Here is a 24,585-nt window from a genome sequence, read left to right on the forward strand (position 1 = left end):
CCCCCTTATTTTTTGCTTAAATTAATCTATAAGTAGTGTCTAAGATTTGTTTTAGGTATTTTGATGATTCTTTTTAGAATGTGTAAAAAGGCAAAGAAGAAAAGGATTGATAAGCTTCGCTAAAAAGCAAAAGAGCAAAGATAAAAAAAATCACTACACAAACCTTATCAATCTTATCAAAAAGTGTGTTTGTGATGAATCTTCTTAGGTTGAGTGCTAAAAAGATAATGCATAAAAATGCTAAAGAAAGGCTAACTAAAAGCACTGAAAGGCTAAGTTCCAAGTCTTTTTGAATAAAGGGAGTGATAATGAGCATAAAAAACAAAATTGCTTTGGGGTTGGAGAGATTTACAAATAATCCTTTAAAATAAAGCGTTTTTGATTTATGTGTCTTGTGGTTAAAATCAATTTTATTTTTAGGCTTTTTATAAAGTATATAGGCAATATAGCTTAGATAGATTCCGCCCACCAAGCTTAAGATTCCCTCAATCAATGCACCTCTTAAAAAATGTGCAAATCCAAAATAGATTAAGCTAAGATAGATAATCCAGCCACTAAAAATCCCTAAAAAAGATAAAATACCAGCCCTAGCTCCTAAAGCAAGTGTGTTTCTAAGCACAAACAAAATATCAGGTCCGGGTGTAATTGCAGTGATGAATCCCACCGCAAATAAAGCTAAAAGTTCCATAGACTTAAAAATAAGGGAAGTTTTTAGTGCTTTCTTTGTTTTCTAAGATAAGCTTTTGTAAAACAGCCATTCTAATGGCTACCCCATGCGTTACTTGCTCTAGTACTTTAGAGCGTGGATCTTTTAGCATAGAATCTGAAATGTCAATATTTCTATGCACAGGTCCTGGGTGTAAGAGAATGATATTTCTATCTCCCAAAAGCTCTTTTGTAATGCAATAATCTCCTGCATAATCTTTTAAACTTGAATAAATAGGCAAGTCGTGGCGTTCTGTTTGGGTGCGTAAGCTCATAATCGCATCTACTTCATCAATCACTTCTTTTAAATAAATATGGTGTCTAAGTCTAGTTTTTGGGACAAAATGCGGAGGAGCTACTAAGATGACTTCCATTCCAAAACGCGTTAAAAGTTCAATATTGCTATTTGCTACTCTTGAGTTTCTAATATCTCCTACAATTGCGATTTTTTTACCTTCTAAATGCCCTAAATGCTTTTTTAGAGTAAGTAAATCTAGGAGTGCTTGTGTGGGGTGTGCGTGTGCTCCATCGCCTCCATTTACAATAGAGCAAGAAATATATTTGGATAGAAGATTTGGCACTCCAGAACTTTTGTGCCTTACGATGATGGCACTTGGCATCATAGCGTTTAAATTAGCAGCAGTATCTAGGAGTGTTTCTCCCTTAGAAGTGGAGCTACGCCCTACATCAAGCCTAACCACGCTTCCTCCTAGCCTTTTAGTGGCAACTTCAAAGCTAGAAAGAGTTCTTGTAGAATTTTCAAAAAAGATTGTGATGATTGTATGTCCTTGTAGGGTGTTTCTAGGTTTTCCATCTAAAAAAGATTCCGCAACTTCTAAGATTTGTTCTACTTCTTGTTTGTTAAAATCCCTTGTTTCAATTAAATGTCGTGGCATTTGCTAATCCCTTTGCTTAGATTAAAGAAGAAATGCTAAAATTATAAATTTAATTTTCTTTAAGTTCCCTTTTAAATAGAGAGAATTTTAAGGATAAATACTTCTTTGAATAAGGTTTTTATGTGAATATAGCAGTAGTTGGGACGGGTTATGTAGGATTAGTGAGTGGTGCTTGTTTTGCTGAGATGGGTAATAGGGTGTATTGCATTGATGTGGATAAAGAAAAAATTGAAAAATTAAAAAAGGGCATTATTCCTATTTATGAACCCGGATTAGAAGAAATCGTGCAAAATAATATAGAAAATCAAAATTTATTTTTTAGCACGGATTTAAAAGAGGGTTTAGAAAACTGCTCTATTGTGTTTTTAGCAGTTGGCACTCCTACAAAAGAAGATGGGGGGGCAAACTTAGAGTATTTGTTTAATGCTGCAAAAGAGATAGGGAAAAACTTCAAAAAACCCCTTTTAGTGGTCAATAAATCCACCGTGCCTGTGGGAAGCGCACAAGAGGTTAAAAAAATCATTCAAGAAGCATTAAAAAATAGGGGAGAAAATATAGAATTTAGCGTAGCAAGTAATCCTGAATTTTTAAAAGAGGGCGATGCGGTAAATGACTTTTTAAAGCCAGATAGGATTGTAATAGGAGCGGATGATGTTTTTGCAAAAGAGCTTTTAAGTGAGCTTTATGCACCTTTTAGCGTAAATAGAGATAAAATTATCTTTATGGATATAAAAAGTGCGGAGATGACAAAATATGCAGCAAATGCGATGCTAGCCACAAAAATAAGTTTTATGAATGAAATGGCAAATATTTGTGAGAGAGTGGGGGCAAATATCAACGATGTAAGAAAAGGAATAGGTAGTGATAAACGCATAGGATATAGCTTTATTTATGCGGGTTGTGGCTATGGGGGGAGCTGCTTTCCTAAAGATGTGAGAGCTTTAATTAAAAGTGCAGAAGATGTAGGGGTGAATGCAAAACTCATCAAAGCAGTAGAAAAAGTAAATGAAGAGCAAAAAAAAGTGCTTGTTAAAAAGGTTGTAGAGCATTTTGGGGAGGATTTAAGCTCAAGATGTTTTGCACTTTGGGGGCTTAGCTTTAAGCCTGAAACTGATGATATGAGAGAGGCAACTTCTATTGTTTTAATCAATGAGTTAGTAGCTAGAGGGGCTTGTTTTAGGGTTTATGATCCAAAAGCTATGGAGGAGGCTAAAAAGTATTATTTAAAAGATATTCCTAATGTGCGTTATGAAAAAAATAAATACGATACCCTAGAAAATAGCGATGCGATGATTTTGGTAACAGAATGGAAAGAGTTTAGAAGTCCTGATTTTGAAGAAATTAAAATGCGACTTAAAAATCCAGTGATTTTTGATGGTAGAAATCAATACAATGGAGAAAAATTAAGGGAGAATGGAATAATTTATTATGGGATTGGAGTAAAATGAAAAATTTTTTGTGGTTTTTAGTTTTGTTTTTTATGGGTTGTGAGGGAGCAAAATTTACCCTTGCTCCTAGCAAACCTCAAGAATCTTATGTCCAAGCTACAAGAAAAACAGAGCTAACATATGAAAATAGAACGCAAATTGTGCTTGTGGCTACGCATTTAAATGCTTATGATATAAAAAAATATCCAAAAGAAGAAGGGGAAGTTTTTTTAATCGATGTGTATGAGGGGGTAAATGCTAAAAATAATAGCGATGAAAAAGGCTTTTTAAACAATCATTATTCTTTAAGATTAGCAAATGGGGATACTCCTTTAGAATTTAAAATGCTTAAAAAAGAGGAATTAGAGCCTATTATGCAAGAGAATGCAACAAGGTGGGGGGAATATTATTTAGTAAAATTTCCTATGCAAAATAAGCGTGATAGAGATAGATTAGTTTTGATACTTTCTCACCCAAAATATGGCGAAAACCTAATGAGCTTTGGATTTAAGGCAAAATTGGATGCGACTAGATAAAGAGTGTCTTAAAAGGGGTTTGCTAGATTCAAGAAATAAAGTTCAAGAATTTATTTTAAAGGGATTTGTTTTTGTAAATGGAAAAGTGTGCTATAAAAATTCTTTAGAAGTGAGCCAAAAAGACTTTATAGAGTTAAAAGCACAAAAGATTTTTGTAAGTAGGGCTGGAGAGAAACTTTATTATTTTTTAAAAGAAAAGCAAGATTTTATCTCTCTAAAGGACAAAAAGGCATTAGATGTTGGCTCTAGCACAGGGGGTTTTACGCAAGTTTTATTAGAGCTAGGTGCAAAAAGAATCGTATGTGTAGATGTGGGAAAAGATCAGCTCCACACAAGCTTAAAAGAGAATGAAAAAGTAGAGTTGCATGAAAAAATGGATATTAGAGATTTTATAACCAATGAAAATTTTGAAGTGGTAGTGTGTGATGTGTCTTTTATCTCATTAGAGCAGATTCTAACTAGTTTGCAAAAATTTGCTGCTTCTTGGCTGATTTTGCTCTTTAAACCTCAATTTGAAGTAGGAAAAGAGGCTAAACGCAACAAAAAAGGTGTGGTGCAAGAGGAGCAAAAAATACAAGCAAAATTAGAACTAATTTTAAAGCAATTAGAGCAAATTGGTTTTAAAATTAGATTTGTAGAAAAATCCAAAGTGAAAGGCAAGGAAGGCAATGAGGAGTTTTTTATCGCTGCTAAAAGATTATAAAGAAGCTAGTAGGATTACAAATATAGCATTAGGGAAGTTTGATGGAATGCATAGGGCGCATCAAGAGCTTTTTAAAGAGCTAAAAGAGGGGGGTGCGATTTTATGTATTGAAAAAGATAATGGAGGACTTTTGCCTAAACAATATAGGGATTTTTATTCTAATTTTCCTATTTATCATTTGAATTTAGAAGTGGTAAGAGAAAAGAATGATAGGGAATTTGTTTGCTTTTTAAAAGAAGTTTTGCCAAACCTAAATACAATCATTGTGGGCTATGATTTTAGATTTGGAAAAAATAGGTATTATTATACTTTTGATTTACAAAGCAGTTTTGAAGGAAGGGTGATTGTAGTAGATGAGGTGTTTTATAAGAAGCTTTCTGTTCATAGTGGTTTAATTAAAGAATTGCTGATTAATGGAAATTTAAAACAAGCTAATAAATTGCTAGGTAGAGATTATGAGATTAGAGGGAAGATTATTAAAGGACAGGGTTTAGGAAAAAGGGAGCTTTATGCGACAATTAATTTAGAAAATGATGGATTTATTCTCCCTCAAGAGGGGGTTTATGCGGGATTTGTCCAGTTAGGCAAACAAAGCAAAGAGAGCAAAAAATACCCTTCTGTTATTTTTTTAGGCAATCGTGTAAGCACAGATAAGAGCTTTGCGATTGAAGGGCATTTGCTAGGTGAAGAGATAGAAGTGAATGAAAAAGAAGCGGGATTTTATTTTGTTAAAAAGATTAGAGAAAATCAAAAATTTGAAGATTTAAAAGAGCTAAAGGCTCAAATTGCAGAAGATATTGCAAAAGCCTATAAAATTTTAAAGGTAAATCATGGATAAAGTCTTTACAAATCCATTAGAAAAGCAATTTGAATTTGATGAGCGTGTCGCGGGTGTTTTTGATGATATGATAAGTCGTTCTGTGCCTTTTTATAAGGAAGTTTTAGAGCTTAGTGCGGATTTTGCACTTAGCTATGCAAAAGAAAATAGTGTAGTATTGGATTTGGGGACTTCTACAGGTGCTATGCTTTTAGCTCTTGCTTCAAGAGCGAACAAAAAGCTAAATTTATATGGAATGGATAATTCTAAAAGTATGTTAGAATATGCGAGAAAAAAGCTTGATGCTTATGGAATGGAAGCAAAGCTTATTTGTGGGGATATTGTGAGTGAGGATTTTCCACAAAGTGATGTGATTATTTCTAATTACACTTTACAATTTATCCGCCCAATGCAGAGAGAAAAACTGGTGCAAAAGATTTATAACGCACTAAATAATAAGGGAGTTTTTATTTTTTCAGAAAAGGTGATTAGCGAAAACAAGACGCTTGATTTTAAAATGATTTCTTATTATTTAGAGAGCAAGAAAAAGCAAGGTTATAGTGAGTTTGAGATTAGTAAAAAAAGAGAAGCATTAGAAAATGTGCTTATCCCCTATACAGAAGAAGAAAATAGAAAAATGTTGCAAAATTGTGGATTTTATCATATAGAAACTCTTTTTAGATGGGTAAATTTTGCTACATTTATAGCTTTTAAGGAATGAAAATGAATGAAATAGAGATTTTAAAAAAGTTAATAAGTTACCCCACAATCACTCCACAAGAGTGCGGTATTTATGAATTTGTAAAAGAAATTTTGCCTTCTTTTAAGGTAAAAGAGTTTCATAAAAATGGCATAAAGAATCTTTTTTTGTATAAAGAGTTTAAAGAGAGCAAAAGCAATCATCATCTTTGCTTTGCAGGGCATATTGATGTGGTGCCAGCAGGTGAGGGTTGGGAGAGTGATCCTTTTATCCCGCTTGTAAAAGAAGGATATATTTATGGTAGAGGCACACAAGATATGAAAGGGGGCGTGGCAGCGTTTTTAAGTGCAGTTTGTGAGCTTGAAAAAAAAGGTGATTTTAAAATCCTTTCTATTTTGCTTACAAGTGATGAAGAGGGAGAGGCGATCTATGGCACAAAATATGTCTTAGAAGAGTTAAAAAAGCAAGATTTTTTGCCACATTTTGCAATTGTAGCAGAACCTACAAGCTTAAAAGAGTTTGGCGATATGATAAAAATAGGGCGTAGGGGTTCTATTAATGGGGTTTTAAAGATTTTAGGGAAGCAAGGGCATGTAGCCTATCCTAGTAAATGCATTAATCCGCTTGATTTTTTAGCACAAGTCTTGCCTAAAATTTCGGGATTTAATTTAGATGAGGGGAGTTGTGGGTTTGAGCCTAGTAAGATTGTGATTACGGATATTCGTGGAGGAATGGAAGTTGTAAATGTTACACCCAATGAAGTGAAAATTATGTTTAATATTAGAAATTCCCCAAGCACGACTTTAGAAGATGTGAAAAGGCATTTTGCGACTATTTTAAAAGATATTCCCCATAAACTAGAGCTAAAGCAAAGTTCCAAACCCTTTTTAACAAATAAAGAAAGTAAAATTGCACTAAAAATGCAAGAAGCTTTGAAACAAATCAATGGATTTTTACCTGCTTTAAGCACAGGTGGAGGCACAAGCGATGCGAGATATTTTGCTGAATTTGGAGTAGAAGTAATAGAATGCGGGGTGGTAAATGATAAAATCCATTCTCTTAATGAATGCGTTAAAATGAGTGAGATAACTGCACTTAAGCAATGTTTTAAAGAGCTTTTAGAGAAGTTTTAGAAAGTTTTTTTAAAAGCTTATAGTGTTTTAGGCTTTTCTTAAGGCGTGATTTTAGATAAAAAAAGTAGAATTGTGAAATTTTTTAATGAAGGTAAATAAATGAAAAAAGATGTAAGAGCCTTATATTTAGAATTTTTTAAAAATAAGGGGCATAAGATTTATCCCTCTATGCCTCTAGTGCCAGATGATGCGAGCTTGCTTTTTACAAATGCGGGAATGGTGCAGTTTAAGGACATTTTCACAGGTAAAATCCCTGTGCCTACACCCAATATCGCTACAAGCTCACAACTATGTATCCGTGCAGGTGGTAAGCATAATGATTTAGAAAATGTGGGCTACACTTCAAGACACCATACTCTTTTTGAAATGCTTGGAAATTTTAGTTTTGGAGCATATTTTAAAAAAGAAGCTATTGCTTATGCGTGGGAGTTTGTAACAGAAGTTTTAGGCTTTAGCAAAGAGGTGCTTTATGTAACTGTGCATGAAAGTGATGATGAGGCGTTTAATCTATGGTGTGCGCATATTGATCCAAGCAGAATTAAAAGAATGGGGGATAAAGATAACTTTTGGCAGATGGGAGATACAGGACCTTGTGGGCCATGTAGTGAAATCTTTGTAGATCAAGGCGAGGAATTTTTTAATTCTAGTGAAGATTATTTTGGGGGCGATGGCGATAGATTTTTAGAGATTTGGAATCTTGTTTTTATGCAGTATGAAAGAGATGAAAGTGGGAAGCTAACGCCACTGCCTAAGCCTAGCATTGATACAGGAATGGGGCTAGAGCGTGTAATGGCACTGCTAGAGGGAAAAAGAAGTAATTTTGATTCCTCACTTTTTATGCCACTTATCAAAAAAGTTGAAGAGATCACAGGGGTAAAATACATTTATGAAAGTGGTGCGAGTTTTAGGGTGATTGCAGATCATGCTAGAGCGGTAGCATTTTTACTCGCACAAGGGGTAAATTTTGATAAAGAGGGTAGGGGCTATGTATTACGCAGAATTTTAAGGCGTGCGATTAGACATGGATATTTACTAGGGCTTAGAAAACCCTTTTTGTATCAAGTAATAGAAAAAGTATGTGAGAATATGGGGGAGCATTATGCGTATTTATTAGAGAAGAAAAACGCTATTTTAATGCAATGTAAAAATGAGGAAGAGAGATTTTTTGAAACCATAGAAAATGGTATGAATCTTTTTAATAAAGAGATTTCTAAGCTAAAGAGCGAAAAAGGCAAAGGAAGCTTTAGTGGAGAGGTTGCTTTTAGGCTTTATGATACTTATGGGTTTCCGCTTGATTTAACCCAAGATATGCTAAGAGAAAGTGGGATTGCACTTGATTTAGATGGGTTTGAAGAATGTATGCAAAAGCAAAAAGATTTAGCAAGGGCAAACTGGAAAGGAAGCCAAGAAGCACAAAAGGAAGGGGATTTTAAAGAGCTATTAAGTGCTTTTGGGGAAAATTCCTTTGTGGGATATACCAAAATGCAAGAAAATTCTAAGATTTTAGCACTTTTAGATAGCAATTTTAAAAGAGTAGAGGAGCTTAAGAGTGGAATAGAGGGGTATGTGTTTTTGGATTTTACTCCTTTTTATCCAGAGAGTGGGGGACCTATCGGTGATAAAGGGATTTTAAGCTTTGAGGGAAAAGAAATAGCAAAAGTGGTGGATACCAAGAAGTATTTTGGGCTTAATATTTCTAAAATTAGCACACAAGCGACATTAAAATGTGGTATGCAAGTGCAAAGTGAAGTGGATGGGGAACGCTTTGAGATTGCAAAGCATCATAGTGCGACACATCTTTTGCATAAGGCTTTACGAGAGATTTTAGGAGGGCATATCGCACAAGCAGGAAGTTTGGTAGAGGCAAATAGGTTGCGTTTTGATTTTTCTCACCCAAAGCCACTCTCCAAAGAAGAGCTAGAAAAAATAGAAATGTGTGTGAATGAAGAGATTTTAAAAGCACATAGTCAAATCACAGAACAAATGGGGATTGATGAGGCTAGAGCTAAAGGAGCAATGGCGCTTTTTGGTGAGAAATATGGAGAGGTTGTGCGTGTGGTTTCTTTTGGAGATTCTATTGAGCTTTGTGGGGGTATTCATGTGGAAAATACAGCCCATATTGGAAGCTTTTATATCATAAAAGAAAGTGGTGTAAGTAGCGGAGTAAGGAGGATTGAAGCGGTTTGTGGAAAGGCTGGGTATCTCTATGGTAAAAATGCAGTTTTACAAAACGCACAAGCAAAAGAGTTGCTAAAAGCACAGGATTTAATCCAAGGAATTACAAAATTAAAAGAGCAGCTAAAAAATGCAAAAGATAAGAGTGGCAAGGAAAATATCAATACAAATACATTAAAGATTGAGGATTTTCAAGGGATTAGCCTAGTAATTAGCCAAACAGATATGGATAATATAAAAGAATGTATTGATGTGTTTAAAAATCAGCATCAAAAGCTTGCAATCTTACTTATTAATCATGAGGGTAAAATCGCAGCGGGTGTGAAAAATGTGCCTATTAAAGCAGGAAGTTGGGCAAAAGAGGTAGCGCAGGTTATGGGAGGAAATGGCGGTGGGCGTGATGATTTTGCCACAGCAGGTGGAAAGGATTTAAATAAAATAGAAGAAGCTTTAAAAAGAGCAAAAGATTTTTTTATTGAAAATCTTAGTTAGGGACTTAATTTATCTAAGGAGAGCCATTTTTGGCTTTCATATAGCTAGACAAAGCATAAGCTTGTAAAATAATGGCGCTAGAGCGAGATTTGCATTTTTTATACTAGACAATACGCAAAATACAAGATGGGGTTATTAGAGTAAAAATAAATATAAAAATATATTTAAGGATTTTATCGGATTGTATTTTTTGGATTTGCTCTTAAGAATGGATCAATATAGACAAAAATATAAAAAATTATTATAATTTAAAAAAGTTATGGAGAAAATTATGCCTTTAGGGGAAGCAGATACTAGAGCAGATTTTATTGATGTCAAGCTACATAGTGCAGGGTGGATTGGACATATAAGAAGAGAATATTATTTTACTGATGGTAGAAAGCTACTGGGTAATAAAAGAGGACAAGCAAAAAAGGCAGATTACCTGCTTAGCTTTCAAAATAATAATCTGGCTATCATTGAAGCTAAAAGTCTTTATAAAGATTCTCTCTCTGGGCTTTCTCAAGCCATAGAATATGCCAAAATCTTAAATATTCGCTTTGTCTATGCGACAAATGGAGATAAGATTTTTGAATATGATATGCTACATTCAAGGGGTGAATATATAGATGAGTTCCCAAATCCAGAGATTTTATTTGCTAGGACTTTTGGGAATCTACTAGAGTGGCAACACAAGCTTTTAACCCAAAGAGAATACCAAATCCCACAAAAAGAATTGCGTTATTATCAAAAAATCGCAGTAGATAGAGTGGTGCAAGCCCTAATTAATAATAAAAATAGAATCTTACTCACTCTAGCTACTGGCACAGGTAAGACTGCCATAGCCTTTGCACTTTGCTATCGCCTCCTTGAAGCTAGGTGGAATCTAGAGAATGCTAATAGAAAGCCAAAGATTTTATTTCTTTGTGATCGTATCACTTTGCGTAATCAAGCTCTAAGTGAGTTTAACTATATAGAAAGTGATTGTAAAAAAATCAGTGCAGAGGAGCTAAAGAAAAATGGAGACAGAGTGCCTACAAGTGGTGATGTATTTTTTGGAATCTATCAAAGCTTAAGCAGTGCGGACAAATCCCAAAGAGAAGAAAAAGGGGTGCAAGATGATAAAGGGAGCACACAAGAGAGGATAGAGAGTAAGTTTTATTTGCAGTATCCTAAAGACTTCTTTGATCTTATTATCATAGATGAGTGCCACAGAGGTGGGGCAAATGATGAGGGTAGCTGGAGGGCTGTGCTAGAGTATTTTAAAAGTGCAGTGCATTTGGGGCTTACTGCCACACCAAAGCGAAGTGATAATGTAGATACTTATAAATATTTTGGCAATTCGGTGTATGAATATAGCCTAAAAAGTGGCATAGAAGATGGCTTTCTAACTCCTTATAAAGTCAAGCGTATCATAACCTCTTTAAATGATGGTTATACGCACAATCCTGATGATTTGGTGCAAGGAAAGCTAGAAAAAGAGTATTATGAGCTAGGCGAGTTTGAACGCACTATCACGCTTCCAAAATATAATGAATTTATCGCTAAAAAGATTTTAGAACTCATTAATCCTGTGGATAAAACAATCATCTTTTGTGCTAATCAAGCCCATGCAAGTGCGATAAAAGTGGCTATTGATAAGTTTAAGGAGATAAATAGAGATGATTATTGTGTGAGGGTTACAAGCGATGAGGGGGTTATCGGGCTAAATTATCTAAAAGCATTTCAAGATAATGACAAAAGCTATCCAGTAATCCTTACAAGCTCCAAAATGCTAACAACCGGCGTAGATGCTAGAAATGTGCGAAATATCGTGCTTTTAGCAAATATAGGCTCGATGATAGAGTTTAAGCAAATCATAGGACGAGGCACGAGAATCTATGAGGGTAAGGACTTTTTTACAATCTTAGATTTCTTTGGGGTTACAAAGCTCTTTTATGATCCAAAATGGGATGGGGAAAGTAATGTTATAAGCGGAGATGATAGGGAAGATTCTAAGCCTATAAAAGAGGGCAAAAGTGGTAGTAAAGGTAGTGATACTCCAAAAGAAAAGGTAATAATCCACCTAAAAGGCACAAAGCTAAAAGTGCTAGATATAGAGACACGCTACATAGGAGGAGATGGCAAACCGCTAGGCACAAAGGAGTTTTTAGAATTCTTAATCGGTAAGCTTGGGGGCTTCTATAATAATGAAAAGAAATTGCAAGAGATGTGGAGCAATGCAGAAAATAGAGACGCTTTCTTAAAAAGTCTTGCAAATGAAGGCATAGATAGTGAGGTGCTAGAGAATCTAAAAGAGATTTTTGAAAGACAAGATTGTGATATTTATGATATTTTGGCACATATTAGTTTTAATAGCGAGATAGTCTCACGCAGTGAGCGGGTGCTAAGTGTGAAAAATAGTGGCTTTTTATCAAAATTCCATAAAGAAAGGGCGATAAAGCTTATAGAATTTTTGCTTGGATATTATGAAGAGCATGGGATTAATGATTTTAACAATCTTGGCAGACTGCTGGAGCTTAGCTCACTTGGTAAGGCATATGAGATAGCAGAGGACTTTGGCGGAATCCCTATGTTAAGAAGTAGTATAGAGGAATTACAGAGGGAGATATATTTACTTTGATGAAAATATTTTATAAGGGAAAACATGGAGCATAAAGAGATTTATTCAAGAATTTTAGATATTCATAAGCATATCTTCGAACAACTAAAATTTGCGGAAGCTAAAAATAATATTTTATTAGTCTTTGTTGTGGCTTTTATAGTTATGGGTGTTAGGTTTTTGCAATCATCAAATAATGGCTATGTAGATATCAGGGTGATTGTAATTTTTATGCTAATAGTGTTGTTATGTGCTGCTTTTGAGTTGTTATTATCTTTTAAGCCAATTTTAAACAATAAAGAGAAAAAATATAATTTTCTAGTTCGCATATTCAACAAGTATTTTGTAAAAATACAAAACAACTCCAATCTATGTAATATATATTTCTTTAAAGATTTGGCAAGAATTAACAGCAAAGAATTAATGGAGATTATTGTTAGAGACTTAAAAGATGATGCAGAAAAAGAAAAAATTCAAAATGATAAAATTATTAATGATTTGCTAAATCAGATTTGTGTATTATCGTTAATTACTTTAAATAAACAAAAGTGCTTTTTAAATTCGCTTTTTTATATAGTGCTGTTATTTATATGTTTTTTTATTTTTATAATTATAGAAATTTTTTCCATAATAAAAATATTTTAAAAAGGAGTAAGAATGGATTATACAAAAACAATAAATGAGTTATATAGCAAAATAAAAACTTCTAAAAATATTGAATTTGAAAAATACAACACTATAAATGCAAGTAATATCCAATTAGAAACTAATAAAGTTGCTGTTATAGATGATGTTACATGCGTATTTGTGGATATGGAAAATTCAACAGAAATGGCTATAGGACAAATTGATAAAGCACTAAAAATTCAAATACCATACATAAGAGCTTTAGTGGAAATTTTTCAATCACATGAGACCAAATATATTGATATACAAGGTGATGGTGGGTTTGCATTATTTGATGGAGATAATTCTATGGATAATGGTGTATATGCAGCTGCAATGATAAATACATTATTCAATAAAAAATTAAATATGAATATTAGAATAGGTATAGATTGTGGAAGGGTATATGTGCAAAAAGCAGGAAAAAGAGGTGAAAATAAAGAAATTTGGCTAGGAAGGCCTGTTTGTTTGGCATCAAAATTATGCAATATAGGTCTTAATACTATATCTAAACATATTAGATTTAGTAAAAATATTTCCTCTTCTAGTGTTTTAACAAATATTGATAAAACAATATATAATCAAATAAATAATCTTGGTTGCATATACGCTTCAGATTTTACTATCTCTTAAGATATAATGAAAACTAAAACTTGGAAAATAAATAAATTAGAAAAAGTATGTGAAATTTTAGACAATAAAAGAGTTCCGATTTCACAAAAAAATAGAATAAGCGGAATTTATCCTTATTATGGTGCTTCTGGAATTGTTGATTATATTGATAAATATATATTTGATGAAGAATTAGTATTAATTGGGGAAGATGGAGCAAAATGGGGTGCTTTTGAGAATTCAGCCTTTATTGTAAGTGGAAAATATTGGGTTAATAATCACGCACATATTTTAAAACCTAATAATGAAATATTAATGAATAAATTTTTAGTTTATTTTTTAAATTATTCTAATTTGGAAAAGTATATTACAGGAGCAACTGTTAAAAAGCTTAATCAACAAAAACTTAGACAAATTGAAATCCCACTACCACTACTAGAAGAACAGATAAGAATTGTAAAGATTCTAGATACTGCATTTGCTAGTATTGATAAAAGCATAGAGCTAGTAAAAGCAAATCTTGCAAATCTCGATGAGTTTGCACAAAGTGCATTGGATAAGGCATTTAACCCTTTAAAATATGGCAAAGCTACAGAATCTAAAAATAATGATTGTGATTCTACGCCCTTATCTCAAGATGATAACTCCCCCTATCCACTTCCGCAAAATTGGGAATGGAAAAGCTTAGGGGAGACTTGCGAGATTCTAAGCGGTGGAACACCCGACACAAAAAACCCTGTTTTTTGGGATTTAATTCAATCGCACGAAGTGCAAACCTTTGAAGGCGTCGTCGGGGTGGGGGGAGAGGTTGAGAGGGGGGAGGGAGCGACTTCGCAATTCAAGCCCCTCACCCCTCTCGCAAAAGAAAAAAGCTATTATTGGGCTACGCTTGTAGATACAAAACAGAAATATTTATATAAAACACAAAGGAAAATTACACAAAAAGGATTAGATTCTAGCAATGCAACTTTACTACCTATTAATTCTGTCATTTTTTCATCTCGTGCTTCAATCGGTGAAGTATGTATTGCAAAGGTAGAGACAGCCACCAATCAAGGCTATAAAAATTTTGTTTGCAATGAAAGTGTGTTGTATTATGAATTTTTATATTTTACCTTGAAACGATTTGCCAAAGACATAGAATCTTTAGCACAAGGCACAACATATAAAGAAGTGAGTAAAACAAAAATATCAGAATTTAAAATCCCACTCCCCAAAGATATAAAAGAGCAAGAGCAAATTGCAAAGCATTTAGATTCTATCTTCTCTAAAATAAAAAAGCTAAAAGAGCTTTATAACACTCAGCTAAAAGGCTATGAAGAGCTTAAAAAATCCTTATTAGATAAGGCTTTTAGTGGAAAGTTGTAAATGTCAAAAGTTCTGCCGAAATTTAACACAAAAGCTAAATATGTTAAAAATTTTTGATTTTTTTAACATATTCTTTTATAATGTTAAAAATTTTTAGAAATTTTAACATATGGAAAAATTATGAAAGAATTCATACCACCAAAACTCCCATTAAATATAGAGTTAAATACACATATTTATAATCTTATCATTAAAGCTTCAAGAAAATTAGCAGAGCTAAATGAGCTAAGTAAAATTATCCCAAATCCAAATATTTTAATCAATGCTTTAATCTTGCAAGAAGCAAAAGATTCAAGTGAGATAGAAAACATCATCACAACACATGATGAACTCTTTTTATCCCAAATTGATGAAAGCAAACTCACAAGAGCAGCAAAAGAAGTAAAAGATTATAGCAGTGCTTTAAAAAAGGGCTATGAGCTTTAAAAAAGGAAAAATTATTGCGTAATTCTCATATTTTAGAAATCCAAAAAACACTAGAGGGGAATAATGCAGGTTTTAGAAAGCAAAGTGGGACAATGCTTAAAAACCCTATCACAGGAGAAATCAAGCATATACCCCCACAAAATCCAAGTGATATACAAGAGCTTATGAGTAATCTAGAGCAATATATTAATGATGATAGTTTAGATGAGCTTGATTTTTTGGTGAAAATGGCAATTATCCATTATCAATTTGAAAGCATTCATCCATTTTATGATGGTAATGGCAGAACAGGCAGGATTATAAATATACTTTATTTAGTATATAAAGAACTTTTGGACGCACCTATTTTGTATTTAAGTGCTTATATTGTAAAAAATAAAGAAGAATATTATAGGCTTTTACAAAAAGTGCGTGATGAGGGAGCGATTATAGAATGGATAGAATACATATTAAAAGGCATAGAGCAGACAGCCATAAAAACGATTGAGACTATTACTATAATAGAAAAAATGATGTTTGATGTGGGTGAAATATTGCAAAATAAAACGAATTTTTATAGCAAAGATTTTGTGGAAATTTTATTTACTCACCCTTATACTAAGATAGACTTTTTAACACAAATATTGGGTGTTTCTAGGCAAAGTGCTTCAAAATATCTCAAAACTTGCCAAGATTTAAAGATATTAGAATGTATTAAAATAGGCAGAAATCATTACTATGTAAATAGAGAACTTTTAGGACTTTTTAGAAAAGGAATTTTTTAAATGCAAAGTAAAATAGATAGGATCACAGATATACTAAGACGCGATGATGGCATAAGCGGTGCTATGCATTATAGTGAGCAGATTAGCTGGATATTGTTTTTGAAGTTTTTAGATGATTATGAGCGTGAGCTTGAAGCCATCTCTATGCTTGAGGCTAAGCCCTATAAAAGCATTTTAGATTCTAAGTTTAGCTGGAAAGTGTGGGCAGCACCTAAGAGAGATGGCAAACTAGATGTGAAAAATGCACTAAGTGGAAGTGATTTGCTAGAGTTTGTAAATAGTGAGCTTTTTCCTTACCTTAAAGACTTTAAGAATAATGAAGATTTTAAAAGTATAGAGTATAAAATTGGCGGTATTTTTGAGTTTATTGATAATAGAGTGGCAAACGGACACACGCTAAGAGAAGTAATAAACCTCGTAGATGAGCTAAGCTTCAATAAAGAAAGTGATGTGTTTGCACTAGGTGATGTGTATGAAAAATTGCTTAAAGATATGGGGAGCGATGGGGGAAATAGTGGGGAGTTTTACACGCCAAGGGCACTAATTAAGGCTATGGTAGAAGTGATAGATCCTAAAGTAAAAGAGAGAATCTATGATCCTGCATGTGGGAGCTGTGGCTTTTTAGTAGAGAGCTTTTTGCATATTTTATATGAAGATAGAGCTACAAAAAAGAAAGCAAATTTAAGTGCAAGCGAGCTAGAGTTTTTGCAAAAAGATGCACTCTTTGGCAAAGAAAAGACACCGCTAAGCTATGCTATGGGGGTTATGAATATGATTTTACATGAGATAAAATCCCCAAATATCATAAAAACAAACACTCTAAGTAAGAAAATCACAGATATAACAGAAAGTGAAAAATATGAAGTAATCCTTGCAAATCCACCCTTTGGCGGTAAAGAAAAAGAGCAGATTCAAAATAATTTCTTAGTAGCTTCTAATGCCACAGAACTTTTGTTTTTACAACATATTTTAAAATCGCTAAAAAGCAATGGTAGATGTGCCATCATCGTGCCTGAAGGAGTGCTATTTCAAAATTCTAATGCTTTTGTGAGTGTGAAGCAAGATTTGGTAGAGAATTATAATTTAGAATGTGTGCTAAGTTTGCCTAGTGGGGTATTTTTGCCTTATAGTGCGGTAAAGACTAATGTGCTATTTTTCTCTAAAGGAGTAAGGAGCATTTTAGAGGGGCAAGATTCTAGTGTGTATTATTATGAGCTTATTCCACCTTATAAACTTACCAAAAATAAGCCTTTAGAATATGCACATTTTAGAGAGTTTTTAGAATGCTATAAGGAGAGAAAAATCACGCCTCATTCTTATCTAGTAAGTCTTGAAAGCTTGAGGGCTAGGAATTATGATCTAAGTGCTAAAAATCCCAATGCAAAAGAAGAGAAAACTTTGCGTGAAGTAGGAGAGATTTTGCAATCTCTAAAGGATAATCAAAAAGAAGCAGATAGGCTCTTAAAAGAATTAGAAAAAGAAATTTTATAAATGGAAGAGAAAAAAGCGTAGGATACAAAAGCATTGAGCACAGCAGGAATACAAGCACAAGTTACAAGGCAAATGTAAGAAAAAATCTTGCATGAGCGATTGGAGCATATACAAAATATGTTAAAATTAAAGAAAAATACCTTGCATTAATTTTTATTTTAAAAAAATAGCTAAAGCTTGCATTGCAAATATCCAAAAGATGTTAATATAAAAGCTTGTTTAATCTCCCATTAAAACTAGAAATTTCTAGCATTTCTTGAATGCTTGCATGGTGGTTTGGTTTGCTAAGGGTTAGGTTATTATCAGCAAAGTTACAAGCATTCCAAGAATGTCCGATAAGTGCCATGATATTTTGCCTACAGAGCAAATGGGTTTTATGCGTAATGTAGATATTTTCCCATAATTTTATGGCATTGGGTCTAAGATTTGGGGTTTTGTAGCCCACAGGATCAAGCGTTAGAAGGAGCTCTAAAGCATTATTTTGTAAAGCTTGTTTATTGTGTAAGGTTTTTAGGGCGTGGTAGAAGTTGTTTGCTCCCCATGAATGAGCAATCACAAAGATGGGAAGTTTTAGAGTGGTGAGTTGTGGAAGCCATGAGCTAAAAAGTTCTAAAGAATTAAAGCTTGCATAGAGTTTTATGCAGTTTGGATTGTGAAATCCTAAAAATGTGTCAAAAACGGCTCGCATAATCGTATCGCAAAACCCTCCCACAAAAATAACAATCGCCTTAGGAGAATCACAAGTTAAGTTTAAATCCTCTTTGGCAATGCGTATGCCATAGGGCTTAAAATTGCAATTTGGTTTAGGTAAAAAAGAGTTTGGATAAATCAGTGTAGGTAAATAAAACATTATAGCTTCCTAAAATGTTGGGATTTTTATAAATTGTAGTTCAAATTAACTAATTTATTAATTAAGTATCTTGAAATAGGGGATAAGATTTATAAAGATAGTTAAGAAATATTTAAAAAATATATGTTTTAATAAAGAAAAAATAAAAAAGAAAAGTATATGGATAAAGTGGTATTTATCACAGGGGGTTCTACGGGTATTGGCAATGCTTGTGTGCATAAGTTTCATAAAAAAGGCTATAAGTGCTTTTATGGATATAAATCAAGAGAAGGGGTGTAAAGTAGCACAGAGTTTAGAAAATGTGCTTTTTATAGCAGGAGATACAAAAAGAAAGAAGATATAGAAAAAGCAATTGCTAAGGAAGGGGGGGGGAAGATTAATTTGTTTAAAGAGTGTTTATTTAATGCCTAATATGGCTTAGAAAATATTTTAATCTCTCACTTTTTGGATTTTCAAAAAAAACTTTGGGTTCTTCATCTTCTAGGATATTTCCACCCTCCATAAAAAGCACTCTAGTAGCTACTTCTTTGGCAAATCCCATTTCATGCGTTACGCAAATCATGCTCATTCCCTCCATTGCTAAGCTTTTCATAAGCTCTAAAACTCCTCCTACCATTTCAGGATCTAGCGCACTTGTAGGCTCATCATAGAGCATTACTTCAGGCTTCATAGCTAAAGCTCTAGCAATAGCGATTCTTTGTTTTTGTCCTCCGCTTAAGCGTGAGGGGTATTCGTTTTTTTTATCATAAAGTCCTATTTTATTTAAAAGGGCTTCAGCAATTTCTAAGGCTTCTTTAGGGGTGGCTTTTTTAAGTTTTATGGGGGCTAGAGTGATATTATCTAATACATTTAAGTTGTTAAAAAGATTAAAATGTTGGAACACCATTCCCATTCTGCTTCTAGCTTCATTAATATCTATTAAATCTTTTTTGTCTAGCCTTTTAATCTCTTTTTTTAGCTCGCTATTGCTTAAACCCTTTAAGCGTGGATAGAGTTCTAAACTTAAATTTGAGATTCTCTTTCCATCAAGCCAAATTTCTCCGCTATCGGGTTTTTCTAAGAGATTAAGACATCTTAAAAATGTGCTTTTTCCACTTCCGCTAGGACCTATGATGACGACTTTTTCACCCTTTTTAAATTCTGCATTTATGGAATTTAATACAATTTTTCCATTGAATTGTTTGACAAGATTTTTAATATTTATCACTTTTTCGTAATTTCCCTTCTAATATTTTTACAAAATAGCTTGCTATAAGCACAAGAACTAAATAACAAACTGCCAAAAAGAAATAAGGAACAATATATTCATAACTAGCACTTCCTATGGTTCTAAAGGCATAGGTTAGGTCATGCACGGTTATGAAATTTGCCACAGATGTTTCTTTTAAGAGTGTAATAAATTCATTGCCTAAATTTGGAAGAGCATTTTTAAGCGCTTGTGGAAAGATAACAAAACGCATACTTTGCTTAGAATTTAGCCCTAAAGCCCTTGCTGCTTCGTTTTGTCCGCTATCTATGCTCAAGATTCCACTTCGCATAATCTCGCTAACATACGCACCGCTATTAAGTCCAAAAATACACACCGCTACAAGCAAGGCATTAGTCCCTGCAAGTCCTAAAAGTGGCAAAATTACAAAGTATAAAAATAAAAGTTGCACTACAATGGGCGTGCCTCTAAAAAAGCCTACATAAAGTTTGCAAATAAAAACTAATACTTTTTCTAGAGTATTTTTTTCTTCTTTAGCATTTAAGATTGCCACTAAAGTTCCAATGACTACCCCAATAAGCAAACCACAAATCGCTAAAAGAAGTGTTACGAAAATACCCTCTAAAACTAGATTATAACCGCCCTTTAAAATAAGCTGGTTATAAAAAATCTCTATCTTTTCTCCCAAAATCTTTTCCTAGAAATACTTTTTAATGATTGCTTCAAGTGTGCCATCTTGCTTCATAGAATCTAAAGCTTTGTTGATTTCTTCTAATAAAGCAGTGTTGTTTTTATTCACGCCAATTCCGTATTTTTCTTCTGTCAAAAAGGCTTCAAGCACTTGTGTTCCAGCATTTGCACGTGAGAGGATTTTAGCAGGAGCTTCATCTAAAATTACAATTTCTACTTGTCCATTTACTAGAGCATTTACAGCCAAAGAACCATTTACAAAATTTTTGATTTCTGCATTTTTAAATCCTACAAATCCCCAATCTTTATCCCCATGTGCATAAAAAGATCCTGTTGTTCCTGTGGCAACTCCTATTTTAATGCCTTTTTGTGAATCAATCGCTTCAAAAAGCGCTTTAGCATCTTTACTAACTGCTTTTAATTTTTCATTATCATTTTTGATGATTACCACTTGTGCTGCATTATAATAAGAGCTTGAAAAATTAATCACTTTGGATCTGTTTTCGTTGATTGTTAGCCCGCTTGCACCAAAATCGGCATTACCGCTACTAATAGCACTCACTACTGAATCAAACTCCATATCTTTAATTTCTAAAGTTTTTCCAAGTCTTTTAGCAATTTCTTGTGCGATTTCAACATCGATTCCTTTAAAAGCCTCTCCTTCTTTGTATTCAAAAGGTGGAAATTCTGCTGCTGTTGCCATTGTGAGTTTATCTTCATTGCCGCAAGCACTTAAGCCAAACAATGCAAAAAGCATTAAAAAACCTGTTAAAATTACCTTTTTCATAAACTTCCTTTATTAAAATAAATTTGGATTATATAAAAATTCCTCTTAAAAGATAGAGTGTAAAGATAAAATATTTTTGAGTTTGTAAAGAAATTTGTAAATTTTAAAATAAAGTTTTTGCAAAAATTTTATTTTAAAGCTTTGTTTTACTAACCTTTCTATATACTTAAGAGTTATTTCAAAATTCTAAGGAGAAACTATGTCTGTTAAAATTACTGATATTTGTATCGCATGTGGTGCTTGTATTGATGAATGTCCAGTAGAGGCGATTGTTGATGATGATGATAGCCCAAACAATGATGGTGCATATTTTGTTTATAATGATAAATGTGTAGAATGTGTAGGGCATAATGACGCTCCAGCCTGTGCAGATGCCTGTCCAACTGAGGGCTGTATCGTGTGGGATGCTGTCGTAGATGGTCAAGCTTTCAGAGAGGATATTGGCGAGGATAAAAGAAGCTCCCATACTCCAGTAGTAGAATAGATTTTCTATTCTGCTATCTTAGCTACAAAACTTCCCAAAAACACTGCCAACAATCCTAAGATATTTGTCAAAAATACATAAAGAATAGCAAAAGTGAATTTTTGATGGAGTATTAGATTTAAAAATTCCATTCCAAAAGATGAAAAAGTAGTAAAACCACCCAAAATCCCAACAATCAAGAACAACTTCAAATGCCCTTCATCTTTAAGATAAAAGAATAAAAATCCTATACAAAAACAACCCAAAATATTAATGAGCATTGTAGGAGTAAATAGCATTAAAAAAGAACCATTTTTGGCTAAGAAATTTTGTAAGAAAAAAGTGCTTAAGAGGAATCGTAAAGTAGCACCCAGTGCACCACCTAGTGCTACTAAAAGGATTTTATCCATTAGCAACTATAAGTTGTCAAAAACTCAAATGGATGTGGGCGCGCTTCCCAAGGCCAAATTTCTGTTTCAAACTTGTAAGCTTTGTAAGTTTGGATAAACTCTTCACTAAAGACATTGCCTTCTTTTAAATAGGTTCTATCAAGTAGCATTTCTTCTACTGCATGGCGGAGTGTGTGTGGGAGTTGCTTAATGCCTTTTTCTCTTATCTCATCTAAATGCAATTCAAAAAGATTCATCTCCATAGGCTCACCCGGATTAATTTTGTTTTTAATTCCGTCTAACCCTGCCATTAGAAGTGCTGAAAAAGCTAGATAAGGGTTTGCTGAACTATCTGGGAATCTAAACTCCATTCTCTTTGCTTTTTCTCCACTATTATAAGGGATTCTAATGCTTGCACTTCTGTTTTGTGCTGAATATGTAAGGATACTTGGTGCTTCAAAGCCCGGAATTAGTCTTTTATAAGAGTTTGTAGAAGCATTTGTAAAAGCCGCTAAGCCTCTAGCATGTTTTAATACACCTCCTAAAAAATGCAAAGATAGCTCACTCATACCCTCATAAGAATCCCCTGCAAAAAGATTCTTACCACCTTTCCAAATGCTTATGTGTGTGTGCATTCCGCTTCCATTATCATTATAAAGTGGCTTTGGCATAAAGGTTGCGGTTTTGCCATTGAGGTGAGCTACCATTTTTACGACATATTTTAGCTTTTGGACATTATCAGCAGCTTCGAGCATATCGCCAAATTTTATACCTATTTCGCCTTGTCCTTGTGCGACTTCATGATGGACTACAAAGGTCTCTAGCCCAACTTGATTAAGCACTTTTACCATTTCAGCTCTAATATCTACCATAGTATCTACGGGTGCTACTGGGAAGTATCCACCTTTAAGTCCGGGTCTATGCCCTAGATTTACTCCTTCGTATTCTTTGGTTCTATTCCATTCGCCTTCTTCTGTGTCAATCTCATAATATTGACAATTTATAGAATCTTTCATTTTAATTGAATCGAATACAAAAAATTCATTTTCTGGACCAAAATAAGCTACATCGCCAATTCCTGTATCTTTTAAGTGTTGCATTGCTCTTTTTACTATACTTCTGGGACATTTTTCATAAGGTTCGTTTTTATAAATATCCCAAACATCGCAAAATACAACCATTGTAGTATCAGCGGTAAAGGGATCTATGAAGTATCTAATGGGATCTGGGATTAGTATCATATCTGATTTATTAACGGGTTGCCATGCGTGAATGGAGCTTCCATCAAATGGGATTCCTTCAAAACTGCTTGCATCAATGCTACTTGCACTAAAGGAGAGATGGTGCCAAACCCCCTTAATATCTGTGAATCTAAAATCAATAAATTCTACTTCATTTGCCTTACATTCTTCAAAAAACTTTGCTACTGCTTGTTCATCTACTTTTGGTTTTTCCATTATTATTTCCTTATTTGGCTAAATAAATTTGCACTATTCTAACATCAATTTGTTTTATTCTATCTAAATAAGATCTTTAAAATGTTAATATTTTGCAATTAAGAGCATTTTTAAATTCATAAAAAATAATTATCATTATAATTTAAAATATATCAAATCGAATATTCTTCTAATTACTATAAAATAATTATTTAGGGAAGAATTTATGATTATCATAATATTCTAATTTAAGTTTATATTTAAGAAGTTTAAATATAATAAGTCTAAAAATTAAAATTCTTAAGGTATAGAATGCAAGTTTTGCTTGATACTCTAAAAAATACACAAATAACGCCTACCATGCTAGAAACTTTTGCGAAATATTTTAGTATTATCCATCACACAAAAGGGAGAATACGCCTAAGAGCTTCTAAAAGGTTAAAAGAAGATTTTAAAGATGAAAAAATTGATTTAGAGGAGCTTTTAGAAGTTGTTAAAAGTATCCCTGCCATTAAAAATATTAAGATTAATAAAATTATTGGCTCTTTGCTTGTAGAATATGATATAAATGTTTTAGAACCCATTTGGTGGGAAGAATGGTTTGAGGGGAGAGAGCTTCAAGTGCTTTCTAATAAGCTAAACTCCCTTATACAAGGAATTTAAATGACGCAAGATAATCTTCTTTTGGCAATATTTGATGAATATAAAGCTTATAGTTTTTATGCAATGGCTTCTAGTGTTTATGGAGAGCCTTTTTCTAATCTTTTAATAGCAGAAAGCAATCATATTAATGCTCTAAGTGTGCATTGTCAATATTTAGGCATAGAAATCCCACAAAATCCATATGAGGGGACTACTAGCTTACCAAATACCTTAGAAGAGGTGCTCTTAGTGGCTTTGGAGAATGAAAATGCAAATCTTTTGCTTTATGATAAGCTTATTGCAAATGAAGAAAATCCTATGCTAAAGGATACCTTTTATCGTTTGCAAGCAGCTTCTTTTAACCATCATATACCTGCTTTGCAAAATGCTTTAGAATCTTTAAACCAGACAAATGGAGAAAGAAATTTTTTAGGCAGTTTGCAACAAGGAAAAGAGCTTTTAGAAGAAGCAAATCTAATGGTTGCAAATTTGCAATCTGGCAATCTCACTCAAGGGGAATTAGAAGGTTTTTTAAATAAGCTTAATTATTCTTTAGTGGGGGGCGTTATTGCGGGTGCATTTAGTGCATTAATTTTAAATGAAATTTTAAATCAAAATAAGGAGTAAAT

At 33.3% G+C, this 24,585-nt stretch carries 24 protein-coding genes and 1 pseudogene; 17 read left to right on the forward strand and 8 right to left on the reverse strand.

Features of this window, described 5'->3' with window-relative positions:
* Positions 1-73 precede the first annotated feature (73 nt).
* Both EBF09_RS06525 and EBF09_RS06530 read right to left on the reverse strand, forming a co-directional pair.
* Positions 74-688, reverse strand: a complete 615-nt coding sequence (locus tag EBF09_RS06525) for a LysE family translocator (RefSeq protein WP_121764327.1) — start codon at positions 686-688, stop codon at positions 74-76.
* 4 nt (positions 689-692) lie between these two features.
* Positions 693-1,601, reverse strand: a complete 909-nt coding sequence (locus EBF09_RS06530; RefSeq protein WP_121764328.1) for an aspartate carbamoyltransferase catalytic subunit — start codon at positions 1,599-1,601, stop codon at positions 693-695.
* 122 nt (positions 1,602-1,723) lie between these two features.
* Here EBF09_RS06530 and EBF09_RS06535 point away from each other — a divergent pair, with 122 nt between their 5' ends.
* From EBF09_RS06535 to EBF09_RS06595, 13 genes and pseudogenes are all read left to right on the forward strand, one after another.
* Positions 1,724-3,049: a UDP-glucose dehydrogenase family protein gene (locus EBF09_RS06535; protein ID WP_121764329.1), complete on the forward strand. Its 1,326-nt coding sequence runs from the start codon at positions 1,724-1,726 to the stop codon at positions 3,047-3,049.
* Positions 3,046-3,564, forward strand: a complete 519-nt coding sequence (locus EBF09_RS06540; RefSeq protein ID WP_121764330.1) for a hypothetical protein — start codon at positions 3,046-3,048, stop codon at positions 3,562-3,564. The genes EBF09_RS06535 and EBF09_RS06540 overlap by 4 nt, the downstream gene beginning before the upstream one ends.
* Positions 3,551-4,267: a 23S rRNA (cytidine-2'-O)-methyltransferase TlyA gene (gene tlyA, locus EBF09_RS06545; RefSeq protein ID WP_121764331.1), complete on the forward strand. Its 717-nt coding sequence runs from the start codon at positions 3,551-3,553 to the stop codon at positions 4,265-4,267. The genes EBF09_RS06540 and tlyA overlap by 14 nt, the downstream gene beginning before the upstream one ends.
* Positions 4,233-5,105, forward strand: coding sequence for a bifunctional riboflavin kinase/FAD synthetase (locus EBF09_RS06550; RefSeq protein ID WP_121764332.1), 873 nt, complete (start codon positions 4,233-4,235; stop codon positions 5,103-5,105). The genes tlyA and EBF09_RS06550 overlap by 35 nt, the downstream gene beginning before the upstream one ends.
* Positions 5,095-5,805 carry a carboxy-S-adenosyl-L-methionine synthase CmoA gene (gene cmoA, locus EBF09_RS06555; RefSeq protein WP_198672557.1) on the forward strand — a complete coding sequence of 237 codons (711 nt, stop codon included), beginning with the start codon at positions 5,095-5,097 and terminating at the stop codon, positions 5,803-5,805. Before EBF09_RS06550 ends, cmoA begins: the two co-directional genes overlap by 11 nt.
* A gap of 2 nt (positions 5,806-5,807) precedes the next feature.
* On the forward strand, positions 5,808-6,917 hold the full coding sequence (gene dapE / locus EBF09_RS06560) for a succinyl-diaminopimelate desuccinylase (RefSeq protein WP_121764334.1): 1,110 nt from the start codon (positions 5,808-5,810) through the stop codon (positions 6,915-6,917).
* Between the two features lie 99 nt (positions 6,918-7,016).
* Positions 7,017-9,584: an alanine--tRNA ligase gene (gene alaS / locus EBF09_RS06565; RefSeq protein ID WP_121764335.1), complete on the forward strand. Its 2,568-nt coding sequence runs from the start codon at positions 7,017-7,019 to the stop codon at positions 9,582-9,584.
* Positions 9,585-9,855: 271 nt separating this feature from the next.
* The gene (hsdR, locus tag EBF09_RS06570; protein ID WP_408609811.1) at positions 9,856-12,186 is read left to right on the forward strand and encodes an EcoAI/FtnUII family type I restriction enzme subunit R; all 2,331 of its coding nucleotides are present in this window, start codon (positions 9,856-9,858) and stop codon (positions 12,184-12,186) included.
* 24 nt (positions 12,187-12,210) lie between these two features.
* Entirely contained in the window at positions 12,211-12,810 is a 600-nt protein-coding gene (locus EBF09_RS06575; protein ID WP_121764337.1) for a hypothetical protein, read from the forward strand.
* 12 nt (positions 12,811-12,822) lie between these two features.
* Entirely contained in the window at positions 12,823-13,464 is a 642-nt protein-coding gene (locus EBF09_RS06580; RefSeq protein WP_121764338.1) for an adenylate/guanylate cyclase domain-containing protein, read from the forward strand.
* A 6-nt stretch (positions 13,465-13,470) separates the two neighbouring features.
* Positions 13,471-14,811, forward strand: a complete 1,341-nt coding sequence (locus tag EBF09_RS06585; RefSeq protein WP_121764339.1) for a restriction endonuclease subunit S — start codon at positions 13,471-13,473, stop codon at positions 14,809-14,811.
* A 120-nt stretch (positions 14,812-14,931) separates the two neighbouring features.
* Positions 14,932-16,001: pseudogene (locus tag EBF09_RS06590) on the forward strand (Fic family protein).
* A complete protein-coding gene (locus EBF09_RS06595; RefSeq protein ID WP_121764340.1) occupies positions 16,002-17,492 on the forward strand; it encodes a type I restriction-modification system subunit M in 1,491 nt (496 codons plus the stop codon).
* A 202-nt stretch (positions 17,493-17,694) separates the two neighbouring features.
* Here EBF09_RS06595 and EBF09_RS06600 read toward each other — a convergent pair whose 3' ends face one another.
* Positions 17,695-18,342, reverse strand: a complete 648-nt coding sequence (locus tag EBF09_RS06600) for a hypothetical protein (protein WP_121764341.1) — start codon at positions 18,340-18,342, stop codon at positions 17,695-17,697.
* A 159-nt stretch (positions 18,343-18,501) separates the two neighbouring features.
* On the opposite strand from EBF09_RS06600, the gene EBF09_RS09215 reads away from it, so the two are divergent.
* Positions 18,502-18,621, forward strand: a complete 120-nt coding sequence (locus tag EBF09_RS09215) for an SDR family NAD(P)-dependent oxidoreductase (RefSeq protein WP_198672554.1) — start codon at positions 18,502-18,504, stop codon at positions 18,619-18,621.
* 121 nt (positions 18,622-18,742) lie between these two features.
* Here EBF09_RS09215 and EBF09_RS06610 read toward each other — a convergent pair whose 3' ends face one another.
* Genes EBF09_RS06610 through EBF09_RS09225 form a run of 3 tightly spaced genes read right to left on the reverse strand, consistent with a single transcriptional unit; the run spans position 18,743 to position 21,026 of the window.
* On the reverse strand, positions 18,743-19,549 hold the full coding sequence (locus EBF09_RS06610) for an amino acid ABC transporter ATP-binding protein (RefSeq protein ID WP_121764342.1): 807 nt from the start codon (positions 19,547-19,549) through the stop codon (positions 18,743-18,745).
* A complete protein-coding gene (locus EBF09_RS09220) occupies positions 19,536-20,237 on the reverse strand; it encodes an amino acid ABC transporter permease (RefSeq protein ID WP_232817680.1) in 702 nt (233 codons plus the stop codon). The genes EBF09_RS06610 and EBF09_RS09220 overlap by 14 nt, the downstream gene beginning before the upstream one ends.
* A gap of 9 nt (positions 20,238-20,246) precedes the next feature.
* Positions 20,247-21,026 carry an ABC transporter substrate-binding protein gene (locus EBF09_RS09225; RefSeq protein WP_198672555.1) on the reverse strand — a complete coding sequence of 260 codons (780 nt, stop codon included), beginning with the start codon at positions 21,024-21,026 and terminating at the stop codon, positions 20,247-20,249.
* A gap of 199 nt (positions 21,027-21,225) precedes the next feature.
* On the opposite strand from EBF09_RS09225, the gene EBF09_RS06620 reads away from it, so the two are divergent.
* On the forward strand, positions 21,226-21,510 hold the full coding sequence (locus tag EBF09_RS06620; RefSeq protein ID WP_121764343.1) for an NADH-quinone oxidoreductase subunit I: 285 nt from the start codon (positions 21,226-21,228) through the stop codon (positions 21,508-21,510).
* A gap of 5 nt (positions 21,511-21,515) precedes the next feature.
* Here the strand turns inward: EBF09_RS06620 and EBF09_RS06625 are convergent, their stop codons facing one another.
* Both EBF09_RS06625 and glnA read right to left on the reverse strand, forming a co-directional pair.
* Positions 21,516-21,899, reverse strand: coding sequence for a fluoride efflux transporter FluC (locus tag EBF09_RS06625; protein WP_121764344.1), 384 nt, complete (start codon positions 21,897-21,899; stop codon positions 21,516-21,518).
* Positions 21,899-23,335, reverse strand: a complete 1,437-nt coding sequence (gene glnA / locus EBF09_RS06630) for a type I glutamate--ammonia ligase (RefSeq protein WP_121764345.1) — start codon at positions 23,333-23,335, stop codon at positions 21,899-21,901. Before glnA ends, EBF09_RS06625 begins: the two co-directional genes overlap by 1 nt.
* Before the next feature lie 291 nt (positions 23,336-23,626).
* Between glnA and EBF09_RS06635 the strand changes: the two genes are divergently transcribed.
* On the forward strand, positions 23,627-23,977 hold the full coding sequence (locus EBF09_RS06635) for an HMA2 domain-containing protein (protein ID WP_121764346.1): 351 nt from the start codon (positions 23,627-23,629) through the stop codon (positions 23,975-23,977).
* Positions 23,978-24,583: a ferritin-like domain-containing protein gene (locus EBF09_RS06640; protein ID WP_121764347.1), complete on the forward strand. Its 606-nt coding sequence runs from the start codon at positions 23,978-23,980 to the stop codon at positions 24,581-24,583.
* Positions 24,584-24,585 lie beyond the last annotated feature (2 nt).

Source organism: Helicobacter burdigaliensis, assembly GCF_003670295.1.
Taxonomy (GTDB): domain Bacteria; phylum Campylobacterota; class Campylobacteria; order Campylobacterales; family Helicobacteraceae; genus Helicobacter_D; species Helicobacter_D burdigaliensis.

What these genes read in the sequence shown, in the direction of transcription:
- EBF09_RS06525 (WP_121764327.1), bottom strand. Translation starts at nt 688, where the DNA reads ATGGAACTTTTAGCTTTATTTGCGGTGGGATTCATCACTGCAATTACA.
- EBF09_RS06575 (WP_121764337.1), top strand. Translation starts at nt 12,211, where the DNA reads ATGGAGCATAAAGAGATTTATTCAAGAATTTTAGATATTCATAAGCAT.
- EBF09_RS09215 (WP_198672554.1), top strand. Translation starts at nt 18,502, where the DNA reads ATGGATAAAGTGGTATTTATCACAGGGGGTTCTACGGGTATTGGCAAT.
- EBF09_RS06540 (WP_121764330.1), top strand. Translation starts at nt 3,046, where the DNA reads ATGAAAAATTTTTTGTGGTTTTTAGTTTTGTTTTTTATGGGTTGTGAG.
- EBF09_RS06530 (WP_121764328.1), bottom strand. Translation starts at nt 1,601, where the DNA reads ATGCCACGACATTTAATTGAAACAAGGGATTTTAACAAACAAGAAGTA.
- EBF09_RS09225 (WP_198672555.1), bottom strand. Translation starts at nt 21,026, where the DNA reads ATGAAAAAGGTAATTTTAACAGGTTTTTTAATGCTTTTTGCATTGTTT.
- EBF09_RS06625 (WP_121764344.1), bottom strand. Translation starts at nt 21,899, where the DNA reads ATGGATAAAATCCTTTTAGTAGCACTAGGTGGTGCACTGGGTGCTACT.
- alaS (WP_121764335.1), top strand. Translation starts at nt 7,017, where the DNA reads ATGAAAAAAGATGTAAGAGCCTTATATTTAGAATTTTTTAAAAATAAG.
- dapE (WP_121764334.1), top strand. Translation starts at nt 5,808, where the DNA reads ATGAATGAAATAGAGATTTTAAAAAAGTTAATAAGTTACCCCACAATC.
- EBF09_RS06595 (WP_121764340.1), top strand. Translation starts at nt 16,002, where the DNA reads ATGCAAAGTAAAATAGATAGGATCACAGATATACTAAGACGCGATGAT.
- glnA (WP_121764345.1), bottom strand. Translation starts at nt 23,335, where the DNA reads ATGGAAAAACCAAAAGTAGATGAACAAGCAGTAGCAAAGTTTTTTGAA.
- EBF09_RS06550 (WP_121764332.1), top strand. Translation starts at nt 4,233, where the DNA reads ATGAGGAGTTTTTTATCGCTGCTAAAAGATTATAAAGAAGCTAGTAGG.
- EBF09_RS06580 (WP_121764338.1), top strand. Translation starts at nt 12,823, where the DNA reads ATGGATTATACAAAAACAATAAATGAGTTATATAGCAAAATAAAAACT.
- EBF09_RS06640 (WP_121764347.1), top strand. Translation starts at nt 23,978, where the DNA reads ATGACGCAAGATAATCTTCTTTTGGCAATATTTGATGAATATAAAGCT.
- hsdR (WP_408609811.1), top strand. Translation starts at nt 9,856, where the DNA reads ATGCCTTTAGGGGAAGCAGATACTAGAGCAGATTTTATTGATGTCAAG.
- EBF09_RS06620 (WP_121764343.1), top strand. Translation starts at nt 21,226, where the DNA reads ATGTCTGTTAAAATTACTGATATTTGTATCGCATGTGGTGCTTGTATT.
- EBF09_RS06635 (WP_121764346.1), top strand. Translation starts at nt 23,627, where the DNA reads ATGCAAGTTTTGCTTGATACTCTAAAAAATACACAAATAACGCCTACC.
- tlyA (WP_121764331.1), top strand. Translation starts at nt 3,551, where the DNA reads ATGCGACTAGATAAAGAGTGTCTTAAAAGGGGTTTGCTAGATTCAAGA.
- EBF09_RS06600 (WP_121764341.1), bottom strand. Translation starts at nt 18,342, where the DNA reads ATGTTTTATTTACCTACACTGATTTATCCAAACTCTTTTTTACCTAAA.
- EBF09_RS06585 (WP_121764339.1), top strand. Translation starts at nt 13,471, where the DNA reads ATGAAAACTAAAACTTGGAAAATAAATAAATTAGAAAAAGTATGTGAA.